This window comes from Leucobacter faecis (assembly GCF_054456695.2).
In genome coordinates, this window is record NZ_JBTJER020000008.1 from 146,480 (window position 1) to 169,661 (window position 23,182).

The window sequence follows — 23,182 nt, forward strand, 5'->3', positions numbered from 1 at the left end:
GGTACGAGGTGCAGAGTGCTCGGTACGGAGTGCGGAGTGCGCAGTTGTGAGTCTGCGGCACGAAACAGCATCGAAACGACGAGTCGGCCCGATAAAAACGTATTTTTCATGCCGACTCGTCGTTTCGATGCCGACTCGTGCTTGCGCACATCGCTGCCCGGCTCAATTAGTGCCTGAGCCGGTAGATGAACGCGGCCATCGCCTCTCGCGACACCGACTGCCGCGGCTCATACTTGGGCAGCGCCCCCGGCTGCTTCGTGCCCGTCGAAAGGCCGCTGTCGTACATCCACGAGATCTGCGTGTAGAACTTGTCGTTCGGCGCAACATCTTGAAAAGAAGAAGTGCGCGGCGCTTTATACCCGTTCGTGCCCTCCATGCGTGCAATGAACGCGGCCATTGCTTCACGTGAAACAGCGCCCCGCGGATCATAAGTGGGTTTGCCCCGCGGCTGCGCGTTGCCCGTCGAAATACCGCTCGCGCCCATCCACGCGATCTCCTTATAAAACTTGTGGTTTGTCGGCACATCGGCAAACGGCGACACACTCGGAACTGTGTATCCCGCAGGCTTCGTGGCTCCTGCCGGCGTGTTGAGTCGATACAAGAACGCCGCCATCGCTTCGCGCGACACCGACGACTTCGGTAGGTAAGCGCGCCCCGAAGGCACGGCCGAGCCGTTCGACAGCCCCGACTCAAACATCCACGTGATTTCTTTGTAGAACGGCGCACCGGGGTTCACGTCGACGAAGACCCCCGGCGCCGCGAGCCCGCCCGGATACGCGGCAAACACCTGCGTGTAGTACGGCACGCCACCCGTGCTGTAGGCGACTCCCACCCCAATGTGGGTGTACTGAGTCTGAATGATGTTCGCGTAGTGGCCCGACGAAGTGCGCCACCCCTCCATCACCGCGGCGGCCGAGGAGTAACCGTATGCCACGTTCTCGCCCACACGCGCCCACCCTGCGGGCACCTGCGAACTCATCGCTGGGTTGTGTTTCATCGTCTTGTCGCGCGCCTGCACTTCGCTCCAGGTCAGCGCGATCGCATCGAGCCGCGGGTCACTCTTCAGCGCTCCTCTGCCCTGCGCCGCCCGCAGCTCGTTCGTGATGCGTACGACGTCGGCCCGCACCTGCGCGAGCGTGGGCCGCTGCGCCGCCTGCAATCCCGGCTGCGCTGTCTCAGGCGCTGTCCCAGGCGCTGTCTCAGGCGCAATCTCAAGCGCCGGATCGAGCGCCAGCTCCCGCTGTGTACCGACGCCCTCGGGCTGCACCCCGGCGTTGGTCCCGGCGTCGGCGTCGGCGTCGGCCCCGGCGTCGGCCCCGGTGTCGGTGCCTGTGTCCGCGTCGGCCGCTACGTCCGCGCCAGAGCCGGGCGGCTCAACCTCTGTGCCCGCCCACGGCGGCGACTCCGCAGGTGGGCTGGCTGATCCGGAGCTCTCTAGAGCAGACGAAGCAGATATAGCGGGCAGAGCGGCCGCTCCGGGCGCCGCAAGATCGCTCCCCAACAGTAAAACGAGTGCGCAAAGCCCACTCAACAGCGGTTTCATTTGTGTCCCCCCAGGCGATTCCCCCGAATCACCTTTGCCTCAGCCTAACGAGGCGAGGGGACTTTGCCTAGCGACTGTCGAGCTTCGAAAGCCGGTCGACCGCGACCATCACGTCGACGGGCACACCCGCATCGCGCAGCACGCGATGCGTCGCCTTGGGATTCTTTCGCCAGCCGTCACGCCAGCCGCGCTTCAGGCAGTCGCGCAGTTGCGCGCGGTCGCTCGAGGCCTTAAACGTGCGCAGCCAGCGGCGCGCGCTCGCGCCCGAGTACAGCACCTTCTCCCACCAGTACAGCGCCTGCGAGCGGCGAAACACCCACAGCTTGTTGCGCACCTCGAAGAAGAACCGGGGGCCGGGGTCGGCGTCGCTCGAGCCGCGCTTGGCGGTCTTGTGCGTAACCACCGATCCGGGCACGTACAGGCCGCGCGCGCCGCGCAGGAGCCGAGCCGAGTACTCGAAATCGTCGTTCCACAGAAAGTATGCGGCGAGCGGCAGGCCCTGTTCGCGCACGCGCGCGGCGCGCAAGAACGCTGACACAAACGAGATCGACCTGATCTCGAGGCCGCCCGCGGCCGCGGCCCGCTCGCGCTCTGCGTGCGAGGCCCGGATCTTGGGCTTCGGCGTGTTCATGGGGTGGTCTTCGCCGTCGGTCCACAAGACGCGCGACCCCATCACGGCGAGGTCATCGGCGCCCAACGCGACGTACCGCTCGTGCGCGGCGAGCGCACCCGCGAGCGCCTCGGGTGTGGGCACCGTGTCGTCGTCCATCACCCACACCCAGTCGGTGTCGTCTTCTGCGACCGCGGCGGCGATGCCCACGGCAAAGCCGCCGGCCCCGCCCGTGTTAGCGGTGAGCTTGATGACGCGAGCCCGGTCACCCCACGACTCGGTCGCAGCGAGCGCGGCGTCGGCCGAGCCGTCGTCTGACGCGTTGTCGACCACCACGAGACGGTCGACGGGCCTCGTCTGTGCGGCGAGGGCGGCGAGCGACTCGAGCAGCAGCTCCCGCCTGTTGTACGCCACCAGTACGGCGGTTACGCGCATGCGAACACTCTCCTTCTCAAAACCTCGACAAGCTTACCCGTAGCTGCCCGTAGCTACCCGAAGGTGCCCGAAGATGCCCCTACCTGCCGCGGGCTACTTGCCCTCGGGGGGCGGTGACGCCGCCGCCACCCCGTCGGCCACCAGCTGGTGTGCGATCGAGAAATCGGGCGCCTCGGGGTTAAACGCGGGCGGCACCAGCTCGACGCTCACGGGTTCGTAGCCGCGCGCTTTCGTCGCGAGGTCGAGAAAACGCCCCAGCATCGACTCGGGAATGTCGGTTTCGACGAGCTCGGTGCCCGCCGACGCGATGTCTTGAAACCTGGTGAGCACGTTCTGCGGGTTCATCTGCGCGAGAATCGCCGCTTGCAAGATGCGCTGACGCTCCATGCGGTCGTAGTCGCCGCCGGTCGAGCCATACCGTGACCTTGCGTACCACTGCGCGTTGTAGCCGCTCATGTGCTGTTGCCCGGCCTCGACCCACCCGGTGACGCCATTGCCAAACTCGTCGCCGCCAATGGGCAGCGGCTCTTCGACGTAGATGTCGACGCCGCCGAGCGCGTCGATCAGGTTCTCAAACGCGTCCATGTTGATGAGCACAAAGAACTGTGTCTCGAGCCCGGTGATGCCCGTGACCGCGTCTTTCGTCGCCTCGATGCCGGGCGACGAGCCACGCGACGCGGCGTCGGCGTAGAACCCGCTGTACGACGGCGAGCCCGACGATTCGACCTCGGCCACGAGCGAGTTGAGCGCCCCCGTGGTGTAGCAGTAGTAGCCGCCACCCTCGACGACCTCGTAGTTGTTGAGCTCGTCGCAGTACCCCTCAGGAAACACGTCATACATCGGCGAGTCTTCTGGAAACGGTGCGTCGACCAGGTCACGCGGCAACCCGACGATCACCGACTGCCCCGTCTTCGCGTCGACGCTCACGAGCGAAATACTGTCGGGGCGCAAACCTTCTCGGTCTGATCCGGCGTCGGTGCCCAAGAGCAGAATGTTGTAGCGGCCGTCGACCGGCTCGACCGCCGGAGCCGACTGAAACACGCTGTTAAACAGCGCCCGCGTCGATCCGACCGTGGTCGCCACCCAGGCCGCGCCCGCGGCCGGTGCGATCGTGAGTATCACCGACAGCACCGCGACCGGCACCCGCCAGTGGCGCGTCACGCGCGCCAGGTGCGTGAGCCGCAGCGTATCGAACCCGAGCACCAGCCACAGCACCGCGTAGCCATAGAGCAGCCACTGCAGCACAAACAGCGTGATTCTGTTGGTGAAAAACGTGAGGGTCGCGACCTGCGCGAGCAGCAGCCCCGCAATCGCCGCCACGCCGCCCGCGATGAAAACGATCGACGCAACGAGCCCGGTGCGGCCGAGCTTGCGCTTGCCCGCGAGAATCTGCGCACTGCCAGGCAGCACGAAGCCCACCACCACCAGCCACCAAGCTCGCTTGGTCATGAGCTGCTCTGAGGCGGTATCTGGGTACCGCAGCGGCTGCTCGAGGTTCAGGGTCATTCGCCGTATCCGTCGGGATTCGCCGACTGCCACGCCCACGAGTCCCTGCAGGCCTCGGCGAGGCTGCGGCTCGTGTGCCACTCAAGCTCTTCATTAGCAAGTGCCGGATCAGCGACCACCTCAGCGACGTCACCGGCGCGCGGGGGCACGATTTCGTAGGGCACCTCGCGGCCCGCGGCTGCCTCAAACGCGCGCACCACATCGAGCACGCTCGAACCCACCCCCGAGCCCAGGTTGTAGGTTTTTACGCCCGCCTCGAGCTTCTCGAGGGCGGCGACGTGCCCCTCGGCCAGATCCATCACGTGAATGTAGTCGCGCACGCCCGTGCCGTCGGGCGTTGGGTAGCTGTCGCCAAACACGCTGAGCTTGGCACGCTTGCCCACAGCAACCTGCGCCACGAACGGCATCAGGTTGTTGGGAATCCCTGCGGGGTGCTCGCCGATGCGACCTGACGGGTGCGCCCCGACCGGGTTGAAGTAGCGCAGCAGCACCGCGCCGAGCTCGGGCCACGCCGCCTGCGTGTCACGAATAATCTGCTCGTTCATAAACTTCGACCAGCCGTAAGGGTTGGTGAGCTGCACGCCCGCGGGGGCCTGCTCGTCGATGGGCGAGCTGGCCGGGTCGCCGTAGACCGTGGCCGACGAGCTGAACACGAGCTTGTCGACGCCGCGCTCGCGCATCAGGTCGAGCAGCACCAGCGTCGAGTCGAGGTTGACACGGTAGTAGCGCGTGGGCTGCGCGACCGACTCGCCGACGGCCTTGAGACCGGCGAAGTGAATCACCGCATCAAACTCGACACCCATAAGCCGCGCCCGCGTCTCGTAACGGTCAGACAGGTCGGCCTCGAGCACGGGAATCGTCTTGCCCGTGAGCGCCTCGACGCGCCGCACCGCTTCGACACTGCTGTTTGAGAAATCGTCGAGCACCACGACCTCGTGGCCACGCTCAAGCAGCACCAGTGCTGTGTGGGTACCGATGTAGCCGGCACCGCCGGTTAGCAAGACTCGCATAGCCCCTAGGTTACTGGGCGTTTCTTTGGCGCGACACTCAGCCACGTGAAACGCGTAGCCGACGGGCCACTCAGAGGCCAGTTATATGCACACGAATGTCTCGGTTGTGTCTCTTCACGTAACACACGGGGCTAATCGGGAGGTTTCACCGCCGCGGGTTCCGTAGACTGGGTACAGGCACCGGCTACACGTGTGCGGTGGCGAGAAAGCGGAGGGGACAGTTGGCATCACTCACGCTCATTGCCGAACCATTTCCTGACTGGGAGTTGCAGGTGCAGCGCGCCGCTGCCCACGACCTCATCAAGGCGATCGGGGCGACCGCGCCGCGCAGCTGCAGTGCACGCTTTCTGATCGCGAAGGGTTCGCCCGAGCTCGACGTGTCATCTGCCAAGATTCAGACCGAGCACTTGCCTATTCGTGCGGGCATGCTGCCGCTCCTGTGGCAAAGCGGCACGACCGCTCGCCCGCTCGACGGCGAGTTTGTGCACTCGCTCACCCCGCTTTTGCCGCTGCGCACCCGCGGCGAAGATGACGGGTCGCAGTCTTCGGTGACGATTCCGCACGCCATCGCGTGGGAGGCGCCGTCGCTCATGGGCGGCTCGCAAGCCCGCCTCTACCGCAGCTATGTGCGCCGCGCGGTAAAGCTCGCCGACGTGCTCATCACGAACACGCACGCCACTGCCCGCGCGCTGCAGAGCAAGTACGGCCACGACCTGCCCGTGCAGGTGATGCAGCTGGCCCCACCCACCGCGTTCTTGCCCGGCGCCGACGCCGCCGCGCGCCGCGCAGCTCTGGGGCTGCCCGCGCTGTATTCGCTCACCACGGCTATGCCGGGCGAACTGGGCCGGCTCGAGTGGGTGCTTGAGGCGCTGCGCGTGACCCCTTCGCTGCCGCCGCTCGTGGTGCTCGAGGGGCTCGACCCGCTGCCCGGCACACGCGACGCGTCTGAACCGTCAGTGCGGGTGCCCGACGACCTGCAGCACCGCGTGACCGTGGTGCGGGCGCGCGAGCTCGCCGACATTGGTGCGGTGCTCGACGGTGCGGCGTTGCTCGCGCAACCGCAGGCGTACACCGGCACGGGCTACACCCTGCTTGCCGCGCTCGCGACGGGGCTGCCCGTGCTGCACGCTGGCCACGAGGCTACCGCAGAGATCGTGCTCGATGCCGCCATCGAAGCCACCGACCAGGCCGCGTTTGCCGCGCAGTTTGCCGCTCTCTTTCGCGACGTTGAGCTGCTGCACACACTGTCGGTGCTGGCGATCGACCGCAGCCGCGGTTTCACATGGGGGTCGGCCGCGTGGCAGCTCTGGGAGACGCACGCAAACCTGTAGTTCACGTGCGCCGTGTCTGGATTCTGCGAGTCGCAAGCTCCCGCAGAATGACGAGTTTCTACGTCATCCTGCGGGCGTGAAATACTCGGGCGAAGAAGCGAAGCTTTTTCGCGTATTTCACGCTGGCGCCACAGCGTCAGGGCGAGTCGCAGGATCCACACTGGATCCTCCGGTTACTCGGCAGCGACCTTAGCTTTAAGCGCGTCGTTCTTGTCTGCAACCATGTCGGTGAGGCCCTGCGCGTAGTCGGCGAGCTTTGCCGCGAGCACCGGGTCGTTCGCGCCAAGAATGCGTGCTGCGAGAATGCCCGCGTTCTTCGCACCACCGATCGACACGGTCGCTACCGGAATCCCGCCGGGCATCTGCACGATCGACAGCAGCGAGTCCATCCCATCAAGCAGCGCGAGCGGCACCGGTACACCGATCACGGGCAGGGTCGTCATCGATGCGACCATACCGGGAAGGTGCGCCGCGCCACCCGCCCCAGCGATGATCACTTTGAGCCCGCGGGCTGCCGCGCCGCGCGCGTAGTCGACCATCTTGTCGGGGGTGCGGTGGGCGCTCACCACTTCAACCTCGTGCGCGACGCCAAACTCGCGCAGCATCGCCACAGCGTCGGCCATGACTCGGTAGTCGGAGTCGGATCCCATGATCACGCCAACGAGGGGCGCAGCAGTCTCACTCATGCCTAAATCGTACCGCCACGCAAGAAAGAAATTTCCGCTTAGGAGTCACCCAGAATAGGCTCAGTGTATTAAGAGCTTTCGGGCGCAGCTGGCGCGCACCGACACAGCCGACAGAATCGGAGCACAGTATGGCGAATCTACCCCCCAGGCAGCCCGCTCCCTGGGACAATCCCGCATTCGATCGTTCAGGCGCTCAGCAATTCGGTGACCAGGGTGTTCCGCTGCCACCGATTCCCGGCGGGCCGCCGCTGCCCCCCGCTCCCCCTGCCCCTCCGGTGCCGCCAGTACCTCCGGTGCCCCCGGCTCAGGGCGCCCCCCAATTCGGTGCCGGATCAGTGCCTCCCGCCCCGTTCCCGGCTGCGCCACCCGCGCCGCCAGCTCCCGCACCGGGATTCCCGCCAGCACAGGGATTCCCGCCAGCACAGGGATTCCCGCCAGCACAGGGATTCCCGCCCGCACAGGGCTTTCCCCCTGCGCCGCCCGCTCCGTCTGCACCGGCACAGGGCTTCCCGCCGGCACAGGGATTTCCGCCGGCACAGGGATTTCCGCCGGCACCGCCTGCGCCTCCAGCACCGCCCGTGCCAGCAGCACCAGCACAGGGGTTCCCAGCGGTGCCGCCCGCCCCGCCCGCCCCGCCGGCTCCCCCGGCATCGATGCAGGGGTTCCCGCCAGCTCCGGCGGCCCCGGCGGCCCCGGCGGCCCCGGCGGCCCCGGCGGCCCCGGCGGCCCAGGCTGCTCCCGCTGGTCCCGCGCTGGGATTCCCGCCGGCACCGCCTGCGCCTCCGGCACCGCCCGTGCCAGCAGCACCAGCACAGGGGTTCCCAGCGGTGCCGCCCGCACCACCCACACCCCCAGCACCGCCAACACCGCCCGCACCCGGCGGTGCAGTTCCCAGCACGAGCTCCTTCGGCAATCCGTGGCAGCCACCCGCCGAAGACGCGCAGGCCACAGTCGTGCAGCCGTCCATCTTTTCAGCACCGCAGGCAGCCGCGGTCGTGACGCCCGAGGCGCCGCAGGCGGCCGATCCGGAGCCGCCCGTAGCCCCCTCACGTGCCGTCGACCTGAGCGACTTCGAGAGCGGCGACCCCGACGAAGAGTTCGAGGCGACGGTCGTGCTGACGCGCGCGCGTTCAACAACCGACTGGAACCTGGTCGACATTGACGGCACGAAGTTTCCGCTGGCACCGCGAAACGTGCTCGGCCGCAAGCCCAGCTCCGGGCCCGACGACGCACAGTACATTGCACTGTCGGACCCGAACCGCGTGCTCTCACGCACCCACCTGCTCATCGAAGTCGAAGCCGACCAGCTGTGGATCACCGACCTGAAGTCAACCAACGGCACCGAGATCGTCGCCGGCGCGGGGGTGGCCTCAACATCAGGTGCGGGATCGAGCGATGAGATGCAGCCCTGCGAGGCGCTGAGTCGGTATGCGCTTACCGCCGACCAGGGGCTAAGCCTGGGCGGCCGCTCGATCACCTTCGAACGCCCCGCGTCGTCTTAATTTCGATGGAGTTTTAATGACTGACCCCCGCGTCGAGCTATCCCAGCCCGCCACCACTGCCGAGCGGTTGGCCCAGATCGCGAGTGAGCGGCCCGATCTCGCAGCCGAGATCGCCGCGCACCCCAACGCTTACCCCGAGCTGCGGGCTTGGCTTGCGCAGTACGGGGCGCCCGCGGCGGCGCTCGGTCAACCCTCAGGGCAGGCCACGACCCAGCAGTTCGCGCAGCCGACGCAGCAGTTCCAGGCCCCCGGCCAACCGTTCGCACAGCCAGCGCAGCAGTTCGGTGCTGGCAGCCCGGGCTCCCCCGGCAAGCCGCGGTCGAAGCGCACGCTGTTGATTGTGCTGGCCAGCGTTCTGGCGCTGATCCTCGCGATCGGTGGCGGTGCGTGGTGGTTTATCGCGGGCAAAATCGGCGGATCGTCTTCGCCCGAAGCGGCCGCGACCAAGCTGCTGCACGGTCTTACCAACCAAGACCTGCTCGCCCTGTACGGTTCGCTCGCTCCGAGTGAATTTGCTCCGTTCGAAGAGCCGTTTAAGCGCGTCGCCGCCATCTCGAGCAAGGACGCCGACACGAGTGTCAACGATTCGCTTGCCGAGCTGCGCAACGCCATCACCATCACCGCCGACGGCATCGAGACCCGCAACGAGGTCATCGCCGAGGGCGTCGAACGCGTCATCTTTAGCGACGGCAGCATCACGTTCGACGGCGACAGCCGCGAGGTGGGGCGCATCGTGGCGCAGCTGACCCGGGCTTACGATCCCGATGCTACGAGCTCATCGATGCGCGACCTGGAGTACGAGATTGCCGACGAGCTCGACCTGCCCTACACGCTCGACTTTGCCGAGATCAGGCGAGACGCCCGCGACTATGGCGGCCTCTTCGAGGGTGTGAGTGTCGTGAGCGTGCAGGAGCCCGGCGGCTGGTACGTGAGCCCGCTCATGACTATCGCCGACTATTTCTACTTAGACGCAGGCAACAGCGATTACCGCTTGGGCAACAAGATCATTGAGGCCAAGCCTTCTGCCTCGCCCGAGCAGGCGGCCGAGGAGCTCGTCAGCGCCTTCATCGGTGACGGCTTTTCCGGCATCGCCCCGTACATGCCGCTCGCCGAGCGTCGCTTGATTTCGATCTACGGGCAGTTTCCTGGCGACCCATTCAACCCTTCTGAGAGTGGTCTCGAGGTCTACGAGCAGCAGTTCAGCGCCAAGGTGAGCGGCGACCGCGCGAGGCTCACCATCGAGGAACTCAGCATTGGCGCGGAGTCTCGCGAGCACGGCTTCGACCTGTTTAACGGCGTCACCATCACGGGTCAATGCGCCGAGTTTAGAAGCGAATGGACCTATGACGATTCAGACAGCTACTACTACGAAGAGTGGGAGCTACGCGACTCGGTTGACTCGGGCTGCCTCAGCGACATTCCGCTCGCGAGCGAATTCGGGTTCGACGAGATCGCCGTGATCGCGGTGAAAGAGGGCGGTGGCTGGTTTGTTAGTCCGCTCGCCACCTATGCCGACGCGCTGTCGATCGTCACTGAGCGCGTTGCCCAGCTGTCAGAAGATGGCCGTCTCACCGACGTCATCGAAGAAGAGCTTGGCTACTAATCCCCATGAGTAAGCATTAACCGGCCAGAGCAAGCACGAGGAAGAGATCATGAGCAATCCGTGGCAGGGACACCAGCCTCCCCCGCAGGCACCGTTCTCGGGGCAGGCACCGTTTCCAGGGCAGGCACCGTTCTCGGGGCAGGCACCGGCGCCTGGTTATGGCCAAACGCCGGGCTACCCGCCCCAGCAGTTCGCGCCCGGGTATGCGCCGCAGCCGCAGCCCACCCCCAACGCCTTCGCGAACACACCGATCGGCGACTGGGTGCGCGACGGCGGTGCAGCTGTGCTGCTGCTTGTGTCGCTGGCGCTGCCGTGGTCTCTGAGCTTCGACGGCGGATTTAGCGGCGACTACCTAAACGTCGCCGCTACGCGGGTTGAAGTGCTACTCATCACCCTGCTCTCACTGCTGTCGCTGTCGATCGGCTATCTCGCACGGTTTGGTGCGTTTGGGCCCACCTTCACCGCTCCTCGTGCCGCGCTCACTCGCGCGCTCTTGAACATCCCATATGCTCTGCTCATACTCACGTACGTAGTTCTTGACGCGCTGCGTTTGAGCGATGGCTGGCTGGTCGGCGGTGTGGGGTTGGGGGCCGCAGCAGCCATCGGTCTCACCGGTGCGATTCTCGCCGCCGTGCCGCGCAGGTACGAAGTACTGTCGCCGGCGTTCTCGGCGACAGCTGCGAAGCACGGCTATGGCTTTCTCATCGGGTTCACCATTTTTGCGGGCCTCGCAACTCTCCTCGGAGTTGTGCTCTCGTTTATCAACACCGTATCGATCTCGTCTTCGCAGACCGCGGGCATGCTGATCGTCGCTTCGCTACTACAGTTACCGGTTACGCTCGCGCCGATTGCATTCTGCGTCTTCATGCTTCGGCGATTCGAGACTGCGCGGCTGCTCGCATTTGCGTTTGGTGTCGCAATGGTGGTGGGCACCTTGATCGCTCAGCTGGCGTCACAGTGGCAGCTCGAGTCGGTCTGGGGGTCATTTGGGTACGCGACCCTGCTGACCGCTGCCCTACTTGGAGTTGCCAGCCACGCCGGACTTCCCTACGCCATGCGCCAGCAGCAGCCCATCGCCGTCTGGTACGGGGCGATGCGGTTCGCTCCCGTGACACAGGTCATCGCGCTGGGCGTCGCCGCTATCGGCTACGTGTTTTTTATCATCGAGAGCCAAGGCTTCGGTACGGGCTACGGCGTCGGGCTGCTCGTCTGCACTCTGCTCGCAATTGTGACCACGCTCATTTTGCGTCAACAGTTTGTGGCTAACTTTGCCGGCGCGCGAGTGCTCGCCGCGAGCCTCGCCGGCGCCCTGCTCGTACTCGGTATCATCGCGACCGCGGTGGCGGGCGTCGGCGCCGCAGCGGCGGGCGGTTTCTCAATTTCACGAACGTTCGTGGGGTTCGCAGCTCCTGCGGCCTTCATCTTGTACGGGTTGTTCGCCCCGCAGCCTGTGCGCGAGTACTACGCCGCAAACCAGCCGCAGCAAGTCCAACCGGCAGTGACGCCCCAGTTTGCGCCGCCCGCCGCTGGCGTGCCGGGCATGCCGGGTGCCGCGCCCGCTGATCCGGAGCTTGCCGCCTACGCTATGAACCCCGCGCTCACCCCGCAGCAGCAGTTTGATCTTGCGCAGCGCCCCGAGGCGCGCGTGTATCTCGCGCAGAACCCGGCGCTCTACCCCGACTTGCGTCAGTGGCTCGCGCAGACCGGCGACCCGGCCGTGTTGCAGGCGCTCGCGGCCCGCGGCTACTAGACCGTCACTCTAGCGATCGACCGTCACGCACAGAGAATCCTCGGAAATTCTGTGCGTGACGGTCGATTTGTGTTTCTAGGTCGATCCGCCGGGGTGCGGCGCGGTCGATCTGCGGCGCGGTCGATCTGCAGGGCAATCGATCTGCGGCGCGGTCGATCCGGTGTTCCGGATCGCGCCCCTCGCCCGCGCGCTTACGCGAAGGCGGCGGCGGCGGCCCTCGCCTCGGCCAACACCTCGTCGAGGTTGTCGCCCGTGACGGTGACGTGCCCGACCTTGCGGCCCGGCCGCGGCAGCTTGTCGTAGCTGTGCACCTTGGCGCGCGGGTGCGCGGCGAGCACCGCCTGGTAGCGCACCGGCATGGGGCCTTCGACGGGGCCGCCCAGCACGTTGACCATCACGGTCGCGGGGGCGGTGAGCGCCGTGTCACCCAGCGGCAGGTCGGTGACCGCGCGCAGGTGCTGCTCAAACTGGCTCGTGACCGAGCCCTCGATCGAGAAGTGGCCCGAGTTGTGCGGGCGCATCGCCAGCTCGTTCACGAGCACGCGCCCATCACGGGTCTCGAACATTTCGACGGCGAGCACTCCGGTGACCTCGACTCCCTGTGCGACGACAGCGCCGATGCGGGCCGCCTCATCGAGTGTCGCGGGGTTCTGCACGGGCGCGGGGGCGATCACCTCGGCGCACACGCCGTCCTTCTGAATCGTCTCGACCACGGCCCAGGTGCGGGTCTCCCCGCTCGGGCGGCGTGCCACCAGCTGCGACAGCTCGCGGGTAAAGTCGACAAGCTCTTCGACGAGCAGGTGGCCGCCGTGCGCGTCTTCAGCGAGCGCCGTGAACCAGTCGCTCACTTCACCCGCGCTCGACACTACGCGCACACCCTTACCGTCGTAGCCACCGCGGGCCGTCTTCACGACCGCGCGGCCGCCGTTGGCATCGATGAACTGTTGCAGCTCGGCCTCGTTCGAAACGGCCGCCCACTCAGGAATCGGTACGCCGAGCTCTTGCAGCTTCTTGCGCATCACGATCTTGTCTTGTGCGAACTGCAGGGAGCCCGGGCGCGGGTGCACCTGCTTGCCGCGCGCCTCAAGCTCGACCAGAATCTCTTGCGGCACGTGCTCGTGATCGAAGGTGATCACGTCGACAGTCTCGGCGAACGCGTACACCGTCTCGGGGTCGCGGTAGTCGCCCACCATGTCTGCGGCGCGCTCGGCGCTCGACCCCTCGGTTTCGGCGAGCACGCTGATGCGCAGCCCCAGGTGAATCGCCGGCGGCACCATCATGCGCGCAAGCTGCCCGCCACCGATCACGCCAACCCGAATGCTGCCACTGTTCAGACTCATGGGTTCTATTCTGCCGTAGTTTCGCGCGTGCTACGCCGCCACCGCGTCGAGGGTAAACCCGGGCGCCCCCGGCACCGAGGCGAGCAGCTGCCTGGTGTACTCCTCGCGCGGATCACGAAACACCTGCTCGATGGGGCCAGACTCTACGATCGCGCCCCGTTGCATCACGACTACGTCGTCGCAGAGCCCTTCAACGACCGCGAGGCTGTGGCTGATGAAGATCATCGTGAGGTCCATGCTGCGTTTGAGTTCGTGCAGCATTTCGATGATCTCGCTCTGCACCGAAACGTCAAGCGCGCTCGTAATCTCGTCGGCGATGATCAGCTGCGGTTTCAACAGCAGGGCCCGCGCGATCGCAATGCGCTGCCGCTGCCCGCCCGAGAACTGGTGCGGGTACTTGGGCAGCACCGTCTCGTCGAGCCCCACCGCATACAGCGTTTCGACGATGCGCTCGTGCTCGCCGCGGGCCCGCGCGCTGCCCGGATCGAGTGCCTCAGCAAGCGTCTGCATAATGGTGCGGCGCGGGCTCAGCGACGAGTATGGGTCTTGCGGAATGTACTGCACCACCCGCGCAAGCTCTCGTCTGGTGCGGCGTGAGACCCGACGAATGTCGTGCCCAAACACTTCGATGCTGCCGTGCTGTACCCGGTTAATGCCCACGACGGCCTTGCCGAGCGTCGACTTACCCGAACCCGACTCTCCTACGAGGCCCACCACCCGGCCCCGCTCGATCTCGAGGCTGAGCCCCTCGATGACGCGCACGTGACCAAAACTGATGTCGATGTTGTGGGCCGCGAAGGCGGGTGCTTCCCGAACTTCGGCATGCCGGCTGCTGGTTGCATTCATGACTGATCCATTCGTTGGTGCATCGCGGCCACCGTCTCGTCGCTGAGCTTGGGCACGGCCGCAAGGAGCTTGCGGGTGTAGGGGTGCGTGACGTCGCCGCGGCGCAGCTGATCGGCGGTGAGCCGCTCAATAATCTCGCCCTGCTGCATCACCAGCACGACGTCGCTCACCGCTTCAACTACCCCGAGGTCGTGGCTAATAAACAGCATCGCCATGTGCTCGTCGTGGTGCGCGCGGCGAATCTGGCGCAGCACCTGCAACTGCACCGTCACGTCAAGGGCTGTCGTTGGCTCGTCTGCGACGAGCAGCTTCGCGTTCGTGCTCATCGCGGCCGCGATCATCGCACGCTGCCGCATGCCGCCCGAAAATTCGTGCGGTCGCTGCTTCATGCGCCGCTCTGGCTCGCTGATGCCAACGCCTCCAAGCGCGCGCCGGATCATCTCGCCCGCGCGACCGCGCGGCATTCCGTAGTGCGATCGCAGCACCTCGGTGAGCTGCGTGCCCATGCGCATCGCCGGGTTAAACGTGCTGCCCGGATCTTGGTAGATGATCGACATCTCGCGGGCGAGACGCCTACGGTTTTGCTTGCCGAGCATGTTCATGCCCGCAAACGACAATTCGTTGGCGCGCATTTCGAGCCCTTCGGCCTGCAACCCTGCGATTGACATGGCCGTGAGTGACTTCCCTGATCCGGATTCGCCCACAAGCGCGACGACCTGGCCCGGTGCGATTTCGAACGACACCCCCTTGACCAGCTCCTTGCCGTCGGTCGTGCGCACGCGCAGATCGTCGACGCACACGAGCGCGCCGTCTGCACCTGCTGCACCGTCTGCGCTGGTCGTGACAGACCCGGTTGCGACGGGCGCCGACGCCGGGCGCACCTGGCCGCGCGGGTTCGCCCGCCCCGCGAGCGCATCGCCCACGAGCATCGCGGCGAGGCCCGAGACGACGATCAGCAGCGACGGGCCCACGGCCTGAATCGGCTGCACGTACATCGCGTCGAGCGAATCATTGAGCAGGCTACCGAAGTCGAACTGCGGTGCTTGCACGCCGAGCCCCACAAACGACAGCGCCGAGATGTCGATGAGCGACAGCGCAAACACGGTCGCAGACAGGATCAGCAGGGGTTCCGCCATGTTCGGCAGAATGTGGCGGGCCGCAATACGCAGCGGGCTCACACCAAGCAGCCGTGCCGTAGTCACATACTCGCGGGCCGAGATGCCGGCGGCGAGGTTTGACATGAGCCGCGCAAAGGCGGGGATCCCGGCGAGACCGATCGCGAAGACCGCCGAGGTCGCGCTCGCGGTGAGAATCGCAGCGACCACGAGTGCGAAGATGAGCGACGGGTAGGCCGCCGCCGTATCGATGACACGCAGGCACGCCTCGCGGGGCCTGCGCGGCATGAGCCACACGCCCACGCCCACGATCACACCGCCGCCAATGCTCACGAGCGTCGCGCCGAGGGTCATGATGAGGGTGAGCCGTGACGCGACGAGCGCGCGGGCCAGGTTATCGCGACCAAAGTCGTCGGTGCCGAGCAGGTGTTCGGCAGACGGCGGCAGCGTCGCGTTGGGTGTCAGCTGCGTCGCGTCAGCCCACAAGAACATGGGCGCAAACACGGCGGCGAGCAGCAGCAGCCCGAAGAGCACGCCGCCCGCCCAGAGCGCAATGTTTGCGCCGCGAGACTTGGCTACCGCCGTGAGTTTTGCGGGTGAAGTGGGTTTTGCGGGTGAAGCAGACTTACGCATTGAAATCGCCTCCCAGGTTGCGGGGGTCGATCATGGCGAGCACCAGATCGACAACGATGATGATGAGCGTGGCGAGCAGCCCCAGGGTGAGAATGATGCCGCGAATCGTCGGGTAGTCGCGCGTCAAGATCGCGGTCACGATGCCCTGGCCCAGGCCCGGCCAGCTGAACACGTTCTCAATGACGATGGCACCGCCCAGCTGCGCCGCAAGGATAAGACCCGAGAGCGTCAGCGTCGTCGTCACGACGTTGGGCAGCACGTACCGCAGGTTCGTGCGCAGCTTGGTGAGTCGCCAGCCGCGCGCCGTGCGAATGAAATCTTGGTCGAGCACGACCGCCGCCTCGCGGCGCACGACGCGGCCGATCGTACAGATGGGCTGGATCATGAGTGCGACGATCGGTAGCACGAGAGCACTCAGTGTGGCGGCGCCCGCCGCCGGCAGCACCCCGAGACCGATCGCAAACACCGCGATGAGCAGGGTGCCCATCACGTACTGTGGAATCGAGTAGAAGAAACCGGTGACGGCGTTAAAGCCGACGTCGAGCCAGTGCTTGCGGCCACCCCGCGTGGCAACCGCCACGCTCAGCCCGAGCGGAATCGCGATCACGAGAATGCCCACGAGCGCGACAATGGCAATCTCGGCTGTGAACGGGAACCGCGCCGCAATGATCGCGGTGACCGGCTCCCCCGTCGTAAACGAGGTGCCCAGGTCGAACCGCAGCACCCCACCCACATACGCCAGCAGCTGGGTGAGGAACGATTCGTTGAGCCCCAGTTCGTTGCGAATCTGTTCGATCTGCGCGGGCGTCGCGCCCTCGCCCGCAATATTTACGGCCGGATCACCGGGGAGCAGCGGCACGATGAGGAACGTGACAAACAGCAGCACCACGAACGAGAGCAGCAGCCCCCCAAGCCGGCTCAGCGTGAACGATACCCAGGGGTTGCGACCACGTGAGCGCTGCGGCTTCACCCGCTCCTGGGTCATGATGACCGCGGTGGGCTCAGACATGATCCAGGCTCCTCGCATCTGGTTCGGCCCCGACACCCGCGTCAAACGTTGCGGCGAGCGCGGCGAGCGCCGTGGCCGCGTCGCCCAGGTAGGAGTCATCGAACACGGCGTGCGGTGAGTGGTTGAGCGGCGACTCGTGAGGGATCGACCCGGGGGCGCCCGTGCCGAGCAACAGGAAGGACCCGGGCACTTCGTCGAGCACAAACGAGAAGTCTTCTGAGCCGGGCAGCGGGTCGCGCATCTGGGTGACCCGTTCGGCCCCGAAAAGGCCCGTGAGCTCGTGCTTGGCTCGCGCCGTTTCGTGCGCGTTGTTGCGCGTGACCGGGTACCCCTCGTCGACCACAATGCTCACCTCGAGGTTGTGCGCCGAAGCAATGCCGCGCGCAACCTCGCCGATCCGGCGCAGCACGCGCTCACGCGCCGCAGGCGAGTAGCTGCGCACCGAGACGCCGCAGTTCGCGCGTTCTGGGATCACGTTGGGAGCGGTGCCCGCATCAACCACGCCGACGTTTATGACCACGGGGTCGAAGATGTCGAACTCGCGGGTCACGAGAGTTTGCAGCGCGAGGACGCTCTCGCAGGCGGCGGGAATCGGATCCTTCGCGCTGTGCGGGGTGGATCCGTGGCCACCCGCGCCACGAAACTCGATGTCGACCGTGTTGGCGCTCGCCATGAGAGTGCCGGGGCGCAGGTAGAACACACCCTGATCCATGTTGGCCGAGAACACGTGCAGGCCGTAGGCCGCACTCACGCGAGGCCCGGCGGCGTCGAGCACGCCCTCTTCGATCATCAGTTTCGCGCCGCCTAAGCCTTCTTCGCCGGGCTGAAACATGAACACGACGTCGCTGCGCAGCGCGGCCCGTTCTTGGTAGAGCGACTGCACCGCTCCGAACAGGGCGGCCATGTGCAGGTCGTGCCCGCAGGCGTGCATGGCACCGTCGATGCGCGAGCTAAACGATTCGCCCGTGTCTTCGTGCACGGGCAGGGCGTCCATGTCCCCGCGCAGCAGCACCGCGGGCCGGGTGCCGTCTGCGCGTTCGGCGTTGCCTCCGCGCAGCACCACGATGATGGATGACAGCTGCTCGCCTACGCTCACCTCGAGCTCGGGCATAGCGGCGAGCTCGTCGAGCAGCAGCTGCTGGGTCTTGGGCAGCTCGAGCCCGATCTCGGGGATCTGGTGCAGGCTGCGCCGCAGTCGGGCAAGCCCGGGCTGGAGTTCGGCGCAGTGCCGGGCAAGGCGTGCGGTGAGCTGCGCAATCTCGAGGGGCGTGTCGGGTGCGGTCTCGAGTGCAGTGTCGTGTGCAGTGTCGTGTGTCATGATGCTCCGTTGCATGTTCTGGCGCGAGGCGCCGCTAGTTCGTGACGCGCATGGTCATGTCTGCGCGCGACTTGTTGGGCGAGCGCATCGTGAAGCCCTCGCGTGTGCCCACCATGGAGGCCATGGTGCTCAGCGGCACTACCCTGGCCTCTTCAATGAGCCCCTTCTGGGCGTCGGCGTAGATTGCGCAGCGCTTCTCGGGGTCAGCCTCCTGCATCGCCTCGTTCACGAGTGCCTGGCGAGCGTCGTCGGCGTTGCCCGTCCAGTTCGCACCACCGTCCTCGGTCGGGGCGCCCACGAACAGAGACATCACGCCCCACATGGTGGCGGCCGCGTTCACGTTCGCGAACACGATCAGGTCCCAGCTCTCGGGCTTCTGCATGCCGTTGGCCGCCCAGGTGGCGTTGTCAACGTTTTCGAGGCTCACGTCTGCGCCCGCCGCGCGCAGAGCTTCTGCCACGTAGGTGTTGGCGGCACCGTTCGGCCCAAAAGCCTGTGAGCCGAGCACGCGCACCTTCACACCGTCGAGGGCGGTGGCCGCTGCCGCCTGGTCTTCTGGGATCAGCAGCGCATCATCTTGGTTGTAGCAGGGCACAGCGGGCAGCGCGAACGATGCTGCGAGCTCCCCCAGTCCACCGTTCGTCGCCTGGTTGAACGCCTCGCGATTCATCGCCTGCGCCACCGCTCGACGCTTCGCTTCGTCTGCAAAGGGGTGGCCCTCGCGCTCGTTGAACAGCAAGAACAAGTTTGCGGCGGGAATGCGCTCGGTGTTGACGTTCTTTGCCTCTTCAAGCCGCATCATGTCTTTGCCGCGCACAATCGCCACGTCCATTGTGCCGGTGAGTAGCTCGTTGGTGATACCGCTGCCCTCTGAGTTGACCGAGAACAGCAGCTCTTGCGCGGGCGTACCCTCGAGCGGTTTCTTGTACGCGGGCCACATGTCATAGTCATCGCGCAACGCGAACTCGTACTGCACGCCAGCCTGCTTCTTGGCGAGCGTATAGGGCCCGGTAACCGCGGCGTCAACGGTGCCCGCGGCGGTGCCGTCGGTGTCGGCGAGGCCTGCGGGGCACACGATGCCCGATGCGGGCAGCGCGAGGCCCGAGAGCACGTCAGTCCAGGGCTGCGCGAGGTCGACGGTGACGGTGTGCGCCGCGTCATCGGCGGTGATGGTCGGAGTGCCCGCCCCAAACGTTGTCGAAGCAAACGTGGCCGAGTGCTCAGCGAACTGGTTGAGTGAATCAGCAACGATCGTCGGAGTGATCTCTGTGCCGTCGCCGCACACCGCGCCCTCGCGAATAGTGAAGGTTGCTTGTTCTGGCGTCACGTCCCACTCGGTCGCGAGGCCGGGAATGAACTCGTTGCCGTCGTCTTTGAAGACGAGTGGCTGATACATGAGGCTGGCGGCCAGGTAATCGTCTACTGCGCTGGCCTCCCACGGCAAAAAGCTGTGCGGGTCGGCGGCGAAGACCGAGCGAATCTGTGAGGCGTCGCCGCCCGAGCTGCCGCCCGAGGTGGTGCAGCCCGTGAGGGCGAGTGCGAAAGCTAAGCCGGCAGCGCCGACAGACGCGACGTTGCGCCCGACTGTGCGAGTGGAGTGAGCCATGAGAGTGTCCTTAAGTATCAGTGAGGTGGTGAGTAACGTTGTGAGAATGGGGCCCGTTAGCCGGGCACGTGGTAGACGCCCAGGTCGGCTGCGACCTCTACGCTGCCGCTGTGCCTGGTCGCTTGTTGGCGCCAGACCTCTGCGGGTGTGTTGCCCGGCACCAGGTGGTGCAGAACCAGTCGGGCCGCCCCGGCTTCGTCGGCCATGCGGCACGCGTCAGCCGTGGTGGTGTGCGATTCACGGTGGTGTGCCAGCGAAGCGCGCTGCACGTCAGTCGCCTCGGCGTCAGGCGGGTATGCCGCGGTGAGCCACTCATCGTCGATCGCCTCGTGCAGCAGAAGGTCAGTACCACGAGCGAGGTCAGTGAGCGCCTTGCACGGTGCCGTGTCTCCTGAGATGGTGACTGATCCGGCGCTGGTATCAAAGCGAAACGCGTAGGCGGGCTGCATGCTGCCGTGATCGACGCTCGCAGCGGTCACCGCGACGTGCTCGTCGCGGTAGACCTCGTGAGCGGCGGGCGCGATTTCGCGTGCTTGCCAGACCGCGTCGAGCCCCTGGCGCAGCCCGTACTCCATGCGGTCAAAGAGGTCGTCGGCGAAGGCCGCTTCGATGCCGCGCATGAGCCCCGCGGTGCCGCCACGCGGCAGGCCGCCCTTGTCGGCCATGCCAGGATGCGGCGCCGGGCCAATCACGGGAATGGGCAGGTGCGGCGAGGCGGCCGCCTCATAGAGGCTAAACAGCATGATCGCTGGCAGGTCGACCGTGTGGTCCGAGTGCAGATGGGTGACGAACACCGCGCGCACCTGGCCCAGGCTGTATCCCGCCCGTGCCAGCTGCACGGCGGCCCCGTACCCGGCATCGACGAGGTAGACGTCGTCGCCCACGACTATGGCAGTGCTGATGCCAGCGCGAATCTCGCCCGGCGCCGTCTGCCGCCACCACTGTGGCCCGCCCGCGGTGCCGAGCGTGACAATGCGAATGCCCTGCGTAGGCTCCCCCTGAGCCGCACCAAAGTTCGTTGTCACTGTGACCTCCTCGTCATCAGTTCGTGTCGCCGGGACTGACCTGCGCCCGACGTGGATCAATATACTACACACTTCGTAATAAATGGGTAACATATATAAAGTAGCCTGATCACAACGCAGAATTTCACCCCAGAGCGCAAGGAAACAACACGATGACGCGAAGCACTCCCCCCACGAGCGCCAGACCGCTCGGCCGCTCGCTCACCGACCTGCGCGAACACAACCTCGCCCAGGTACTCGACGCGCTCGTGGCGCAACCAGTCAGCACCCGCGAGGCGATCGAGCACCACACCGGGCTGCGTGCCTCAAGCCTCACCAAGCTCGCCGAAGAACTGCAGGCACGCCAACTGGTGATTGAGATGGAGCCAGTGCAGCTCGCCCAACGCGGCAGACCCACCAAGCCGCTCGCGCTGTCACAAGAGCGGTGGCTACTCATGGGGCTCGTGCTCGACCGACACGAGGTGTGGGCCACGATCAGTTTTCTCGACCTCGAGCTCGCCGCCGAGCGCCGCTTTGCCATCGACCCAGAATGCGCGCCCGAGCACTACCTCGCGCAGCTTGCGCACATCGTCTCTTGGGCCGCAGACTATGCCGCCGCAGGAGGCCGACAGGTCATTGCAATCGAACTCGCCATTCCCGGCGCAGTAAACCACGAGACGGGGCGCGTGACACGCGCCACGATGAACAGCTGGCACGACCTCGAAGTTGGCGCCGCCCTGCGCTCGTACGCCGCTACCGCGGGGCCCGGCATACACCCCGAGGCGGCGCTCAGCGCCGACCGTGACACCAACTATTCGATGCTCGCACAACTGCACGAGCATTCCGACTGGGCGACAGGGCCCACCCAGCATCCCGTCGCGTATTTTGGGGGCCGCTACGCTCTGAGTGGCGGCGTCTACGACCACTCTGTTTTTCGCGGCACGGCCGGGCTCGCGGGCGAGTTTGGTCAGCTCGTCGTCGACCCGCAGGGCGAGCTGTGCTGGTGCGGGCGAACCGGCTGCCTGGAAACCAAGATCGGCCTGGCTCGGCTGCACCAACGCCTGTTTGGCGGGTCGGTGCCCGCTTCTGAGCTGTCACGCCGAGGGCCCGACATGCTCGCAGATCTCATCACCGCACGCGATCGACGCGACAAACAAACACTCGAAGTACTCAAAGAGGCTGGCCACTGGCTTTCAATTGGTGTCGAAGCGATCACCGCCGTCATCAACCCCGGCCGCGTCATACTCGATGGTTACCTCGCCCTACTCGGCGAGCCGGTTTTTGCGAGCATGACGGGTCGCCTCGACTCACTCGTGTCGGTGCCACCGATCAAGATGCTCAAGTATGAGCTCGCAGACGGGCACGCATCACGCGTACAAGAGGGCTTGCAGATTGCAGCACTGCGCGCCGTCGCCACCAGACCAGCGCTCGCGAGCGGGTAGCGCCGCTACGGCCCCGCCTCGTCCTCATCATCGTCGTCGCTGTCGCGGCGCACCTCGATCGATTTCACCCCCGCGATGTCGTGCAGCGACGGCAGCAGCTTGTTGAGCGGCGACCGCCCCTTAAACCGCACCTCAAGTTCAACAAGGTCGGTGCCCTCGCGCCTACGGTTGGCAAGAATAAACGTGGCGAAGCCCGTCGCTGTCGCCTCAGATAACACGTCACGCAGCACGCCCGCGCCGTCAACGTAGACGATGCGCACCACACGGTTCGAATCACGGTTGGGCAAGAGCCCCGCGAGCGGGCCCACGACGAGCAGGGTGAGCAGGTGCACCCCCGTGAGCCCAATCGCGAGCGACACCATACCGGCGCCCGCCGCCATACCCACCGCCGCCGCCACCCAGATCGTGGCGGCGGTCGTGAGCCCGCGCACCACGTTACGCCGCGTAAAGATCACTCCCGCACCCAAGAAGCCGATGCCCGTAACGATCTGTGCGGCGATGCGCGACGGATCGAGCGTGACGTCGGTGCCGAGCACCGGCCCAAACCCAAACGCCGAGACCAGGGTGAACGCGGTAGACCCCGTGCCCACGAGCACGTGCGTGCGAAACCCCGCCGCTTTCTGTCGGTACTGCCGCTCGATGCCAATGAGTGCACACAGCACAAACGAGAGGGCCAGCAATTCGAGCTGCAACCCCGACGTCGACATCCACCACTGCATGTTTCACATCCTAACGAGGGGCGAGTGGATCCTGCGATCGACTTCGTCGCCGCAGGATGACGGGGCAGGGCAAGCCGTCGCCGCAGGATGACGGGGCAGGGCAAGCCGTCGCCGCAGGATGACGAGGCAGCACACCGCCGCACTTAGTTGACAAAGATCAACGATCGCAATACA

At 66.1% G+C, this 23,182-nt stretch carries 18 protein-coding genes; 5 read left to right on the forward strand and 13 right to left on the reverse strand.

Annotated features, from left to right (window positions below; genetic code table 11):
• Positions 1–166: 166 nt before the first annotated feature.
• The 4 genes from ACXR2W_RS10375 to galE form a co-directional block, all read right to left on the reverse strand.
• Positions 167–1,543: a CAP domain-containing protein gene (locus tag ACXR2W_RS10375; RefSeq protein ID WP_458816668.1), complete on the reverse strand. Its 1,377-nt coding sequence runs from the start codon at positions 1,541–1,543 to the stop codon at positions 167–169.
• A 67-nt stretch (positions 1,544–1,610) separates the two neighbouring features.
• Entirely contained in the window at positions 1,611–2,588 is a 978-nt protein-coding gene (locus ACXR2W_RS10380) for a glycosyltransferase (RefSeq protein ID WP_458816670.1), read from the reverse strand.
• Between the two features lie 93 nt (positions 2,589–2,681).
• Positions 2,682–4,094: an LCP family protein gene (locus tag ACXR2W_RS10385; RefSeq protein ID WP_458816672.1), complete on the reverse strand. Its 1,413-nt coding sequence runs from the start codon at positions 4,092–4,094 to the stop codon at positions 2,682–2,684.
• Complete coding sequence (galE, locus tag ACXR2W_RS10390) at positions 4,091–5,104, reverse strand: UDP-glucose 4-epimerase GalE (RefSeq protein ID WP_458816674.1); 1,014 nt, start codon at positions 5,102–5,104, stop codon at positions 4,091–4,093. Before galE ends, ACXR2W_RS10385 begins: the two co-directional genes overlap by 4 nt.
• Before the next feature lie 221 nt (positions 5,105–5,325).
• Here galE and ACXR2W_RS10395 point away from each other — a divergent pair, with 221 nt between their 5' ends.
• Positions 5,326–6,435: a glycosyltransferase gene (locus ACXR2W_RS10395; protein WP_458816676.1), complete on the forward strand. Its 1,110-nt coding sequence runs from the start codon at positions 5,326–5,328 to the stop codon at positions 6,433–6,435.
• A 173-nt stretch (positions 6,436–6,608) separates the two neighbouring features.
• Here ACXR2W_RS10395 and purE read toward each other — a convergent pair whose 3' ends face one another.
• A complete protein-coding gene (purE, locus tag ACXR2W_RS10400) occupies positions 6,609–7,121 on the reverse strand; it encodes a 5-(carboxyamino)imidazole ribonucleotide mutase (protein WP_458816678.1) in 513 nt (170 codons plus the stop codon).
• Positions 7,122–7,699: 578 nt separating this feature from the next.
• On the opposite strand from purE, the gene ACXR2W_RS10405 reads away from it, so the two are divergent.
• The 3 genes from ACXR2W_RS10405 to ACXR2W_RS10415 are packed head-to-tail and all read left to right on the forward strand — an operon-like array spanning position 7,700 to position 11,976.
• Positions 7,700–8,623 carry an FHA domain-containing protein gene (locus tag ACXR2W_RS10405; protein WP_458816680.1) on the forward strand — a complete coding sequence of 308 codons (924 nt, stop codon included), beginning with the start codon at positions 7,700–7,702 and terminating at the stop codon, positions 8,621–8,623.
• A gap of 16 nt (positions 8,624–8,639) precedes the next feature.
• Positions 8,640–10,226 carry a variant leucine-rich repeat-containing protein gene (locus tag ACXR2W_RS10410; RefSeq protein WP_458816682.1) on the forward strand — a complete coding sequence of 529 codons (1,587 nt, stop codon included), beginning with the start codon at positions 8,640–8,642 and terminating at the stop codon, positions 10,224–10,226.
• Between the two features lie 49 nt (positions 10,227–10,275).
• Positions 10,276–11,976: a DUF7937 domain-containing protein gene (locus ACXR2W_RS10415; protein ID WP_458816684.1), complete on the forward strand. Its 1,701-nt coding sequence runs from the start codon at positions 10,276–10,278 to the stop codon at positions 11,974–11,976.
• Between the two features lie 191 nt (positions 11,977–12,167).
• Here ACXR2W_RS10415 and ACXR2W_RS10420 read toward each other — a convergent pair whose 3' ends face one another.
• From ACXR2W_RS10420 to ACXR2W_RS10450, 7 genes are read right to left on the reverse strand one after another with little or no spacing between them, the layout of a single operon-like run.
• A complete protein-coding gene (locus ACXR2W_RS10420) occupies positions 12,168–13,316 on the reverse strand; it encodes a 5-(carboxyamino)imidazole ribonucleotide synthase (RefSeq protein WP_458816686.1) in 1,149 nt (382 codons plus the stop codon).
• 30 nt (positions 13,317–13,346) lie between these two features.
• On the reverse strand, positions 13,347–14,162 hold the full coding sequence (locus ACXR2W_RS10425) for an ABC transporter ATP-binding protein (protein ID WP_458816688.1): 816 nt from the start codon (positions 14,160–14,162) through the stop codon (positions 13,347–13,349).
• Positions 14,159–15,910 carry a dipeptide/oligopeptide/nickel ABC transporter permease/ATP-binding protein gene (locus ACXR2W_RS10430; protein ID WP_458816690.1) on the reverse strand — a complete coding sequence of 584 codons (1,752 nt, stop codon included), beginning with the start codon at positions 15,908–15,910 and terminating at the stop codon, positions 14,159–14,161. The genes ACXR2W_RS10425 and ACXR2W_RS10430 overlap by 4 nt, the downstream gene beginning before the upstream one ends.
• The gene (locus ACXR2W_RS10435) at positions 15,903–16,919 is read right to left on the reverse strand and encodes an ABC transporter permease (RefSeq protein WP_458816692.1); all 1,017 of its coding nucleotides are present in this window, start codon (positions 16,917–16,919) and stop codon (positions 15,903–15,905) included. The genes ACXR2W_RS10430 and ACXR2W_RS10435 overlap by 8 nt, the downstream gene beginning before the upstream one ends.
• On the reverse strand, positions 16,912–18,237 hold the full coding sequence (locus ACXR2W_RS10440; RefSeq protein ID WP_458816694.1) for a M20 metallopeptidase family protein: 1,326 nt from the start codon (positions 18,235–18,237) through the stop codon (positions 16,912–16,914). Before ACXR2W_RS10440 ends, ACXR2W_RS10435 begins: the two co-directional genes overlap by 8 nt.
• A gap of 34 nt (positions 18,238–18,271) precedes the next feature.
• Positions 18,272–19,843: an ABC transporter substrate-binding protein gene (locus tag ACXR2W_RS10445; RefSeq protein WP_458816696.1), complete on the reverse strand. Its 1,572-nt coding sequence runs from the start codon at positions 19,841–19,843 to the stop codon at positions 18,272–18,274.
• A gap of 56 nt (positions 19,844–19,899) precedes the next feature.
• On the reverse strand, positions 19,900–20,868 hold the full coding sequence (locus tag ACXR2W_RS10450; RefSeq protein ID WP_458816698.1) for an MBL fold metallo-hydrolase: 969 nt from the start codon (positions 20,866–20,868) through the stop codon (positions 19,900–19,902).
• Between the two features lie 152 nt (positions 20,869–21,020).
• Here ACXR2W_RS10450 and ACXR2W_RS10455 point away from each other — a divergent pair, with 152 nt between their 5' ends.
• Positions 21,021–22,289: an ROK family protein gene (locus ACXR2W_RS10455; protein WP_458816699.1), complete on the forward strand. Its 1,269-nt coding sequence runs from the start codon at positions 21,021–21,023 to the stop codon at positions 22,287–22,289.
• Positions 22,290–22,294: 5 nt separating this feature from the next.
• On the opposite strand, the gene ACXR2W_RS10460 is transcribed toward ACXR2W_RS10455, so the two are convergent.
• The gene (locus tag ACXR2W_RS10460) at positions 22,295–23,008 is read right to left on the reverse strand and encodes an MgtC/SapB family protein (protein ID WP_458816701.1); all 714 of its coding nucleotides are present in this window, start codon (positions 23,006–23,008) and stop codon (positions 22,295–22,297) included.
• Positions 23,009–23,182: the final 174 nt, after the last annotated feature.

Coding starts and splice junctions, on each gene's coding strand:
- purE (WP_458816678.1), bottom strand. CDS start 7,121: ATGAGTGAGACTGCTGCGCCCCTCGTTGGCGTGATCATGGGATCCGAC.
- ACXR2W_RS10445 (WP_458816696.1), bottom strand. CDS start 19,843: ATGGCTCACTCCACTCGCACAGTCGGGCGCAACGTCGCGTCTGTCGGC.
- ACXR2W_RS10440 (WP_458816694.1), bottom strand. CDS start 18,237: ATGACACACGACACTGCACACGACACTGCACTCGAGACCGCACCCGAC.
- galE (WP_458816674.1), bottom strand. CDS start 5,104: ATGCGAGTCTTGCTAACCGGCGGTGCCGGCTACATCGGTACCCACACA.
- ACXR2W_RS10460 (WP_458816701.1), bottom strand. CDS start 23,008: ATGCAGTGGTGGATGTCGACGTCGGGGTTGCAGCTCGAATTGCTGGCC.
- ACXR2W_RS10380 (WP_458816670.1), bottom strand. CDS start 2,588: ATGCGCGTAACCGCCGTACTGGTGGCGTACAACAGGCGGGAGCTGCTG.
- ACXR2W_RS10410 (WP_458816682.1), top strand. CDS start 8,640: ATGACTGACCCCCGCGTCGAGCTATCCCAGCCCGCCACCACTGCCGAG.
- ACXR2W_RS10430 (WP_458816690.1), bottom strand. CDS start 15,910: ATGCGTAAGTCTGCTTCACCCGCAAAACCCACTTCACCCGCAAAACTC.
- ACXR2W_RS10425 (WP_458816688.1), bottom strand. CDS start 14,162: ATGAATGCAACCAGCAGCCGGCATGCCGAAGTTCGGGAAGCACCCGCC.
- ACXR2W_RS10385 (WP_458816672.1), bottom strand. CDS start 4,094: ATGACCCTGAACCTCGAGCAGCCGCTGCGGTACCCAGATACCGCCTCA.
- ACXR2W_RS10375 (WP_458816668.1), bottom strand. CDS start 1,543: ATGAAACCGCTGTTGAGTGGGCTTTGCGCACTCGTTTTACTGTTGGGG.
- ACXR2W_RS10455 (WP_458816699.1), top strand. CDS start 21,021: ATGACGCGAAGCACTCCCCCCACGAGCGCCAGACCGCTCGGCCGCTCG.
- ACXR2W_RS10435 (WP_458816692.1), bottom strand. CDS start 16,919: ATGTCTGAGCCCACCGCGGTCATCATGACCCAGGAGCGGGTGAAGCCG.
- ACXR2W_RS10415 (WP_458816684.1), top strand. CDS start 10,276: ATGAGCAATCCGTGGCAGGGACACCAGCCTCCCCCGCAGGCACCGTTC.
- ACXR2W_RS10420 (WP_458816686.1), bottom strand. CDS start 13,316: ATGAGTCTGAACAGTGGCAGCATTCGGGTTGGCGTGATCGGTGGCGGG.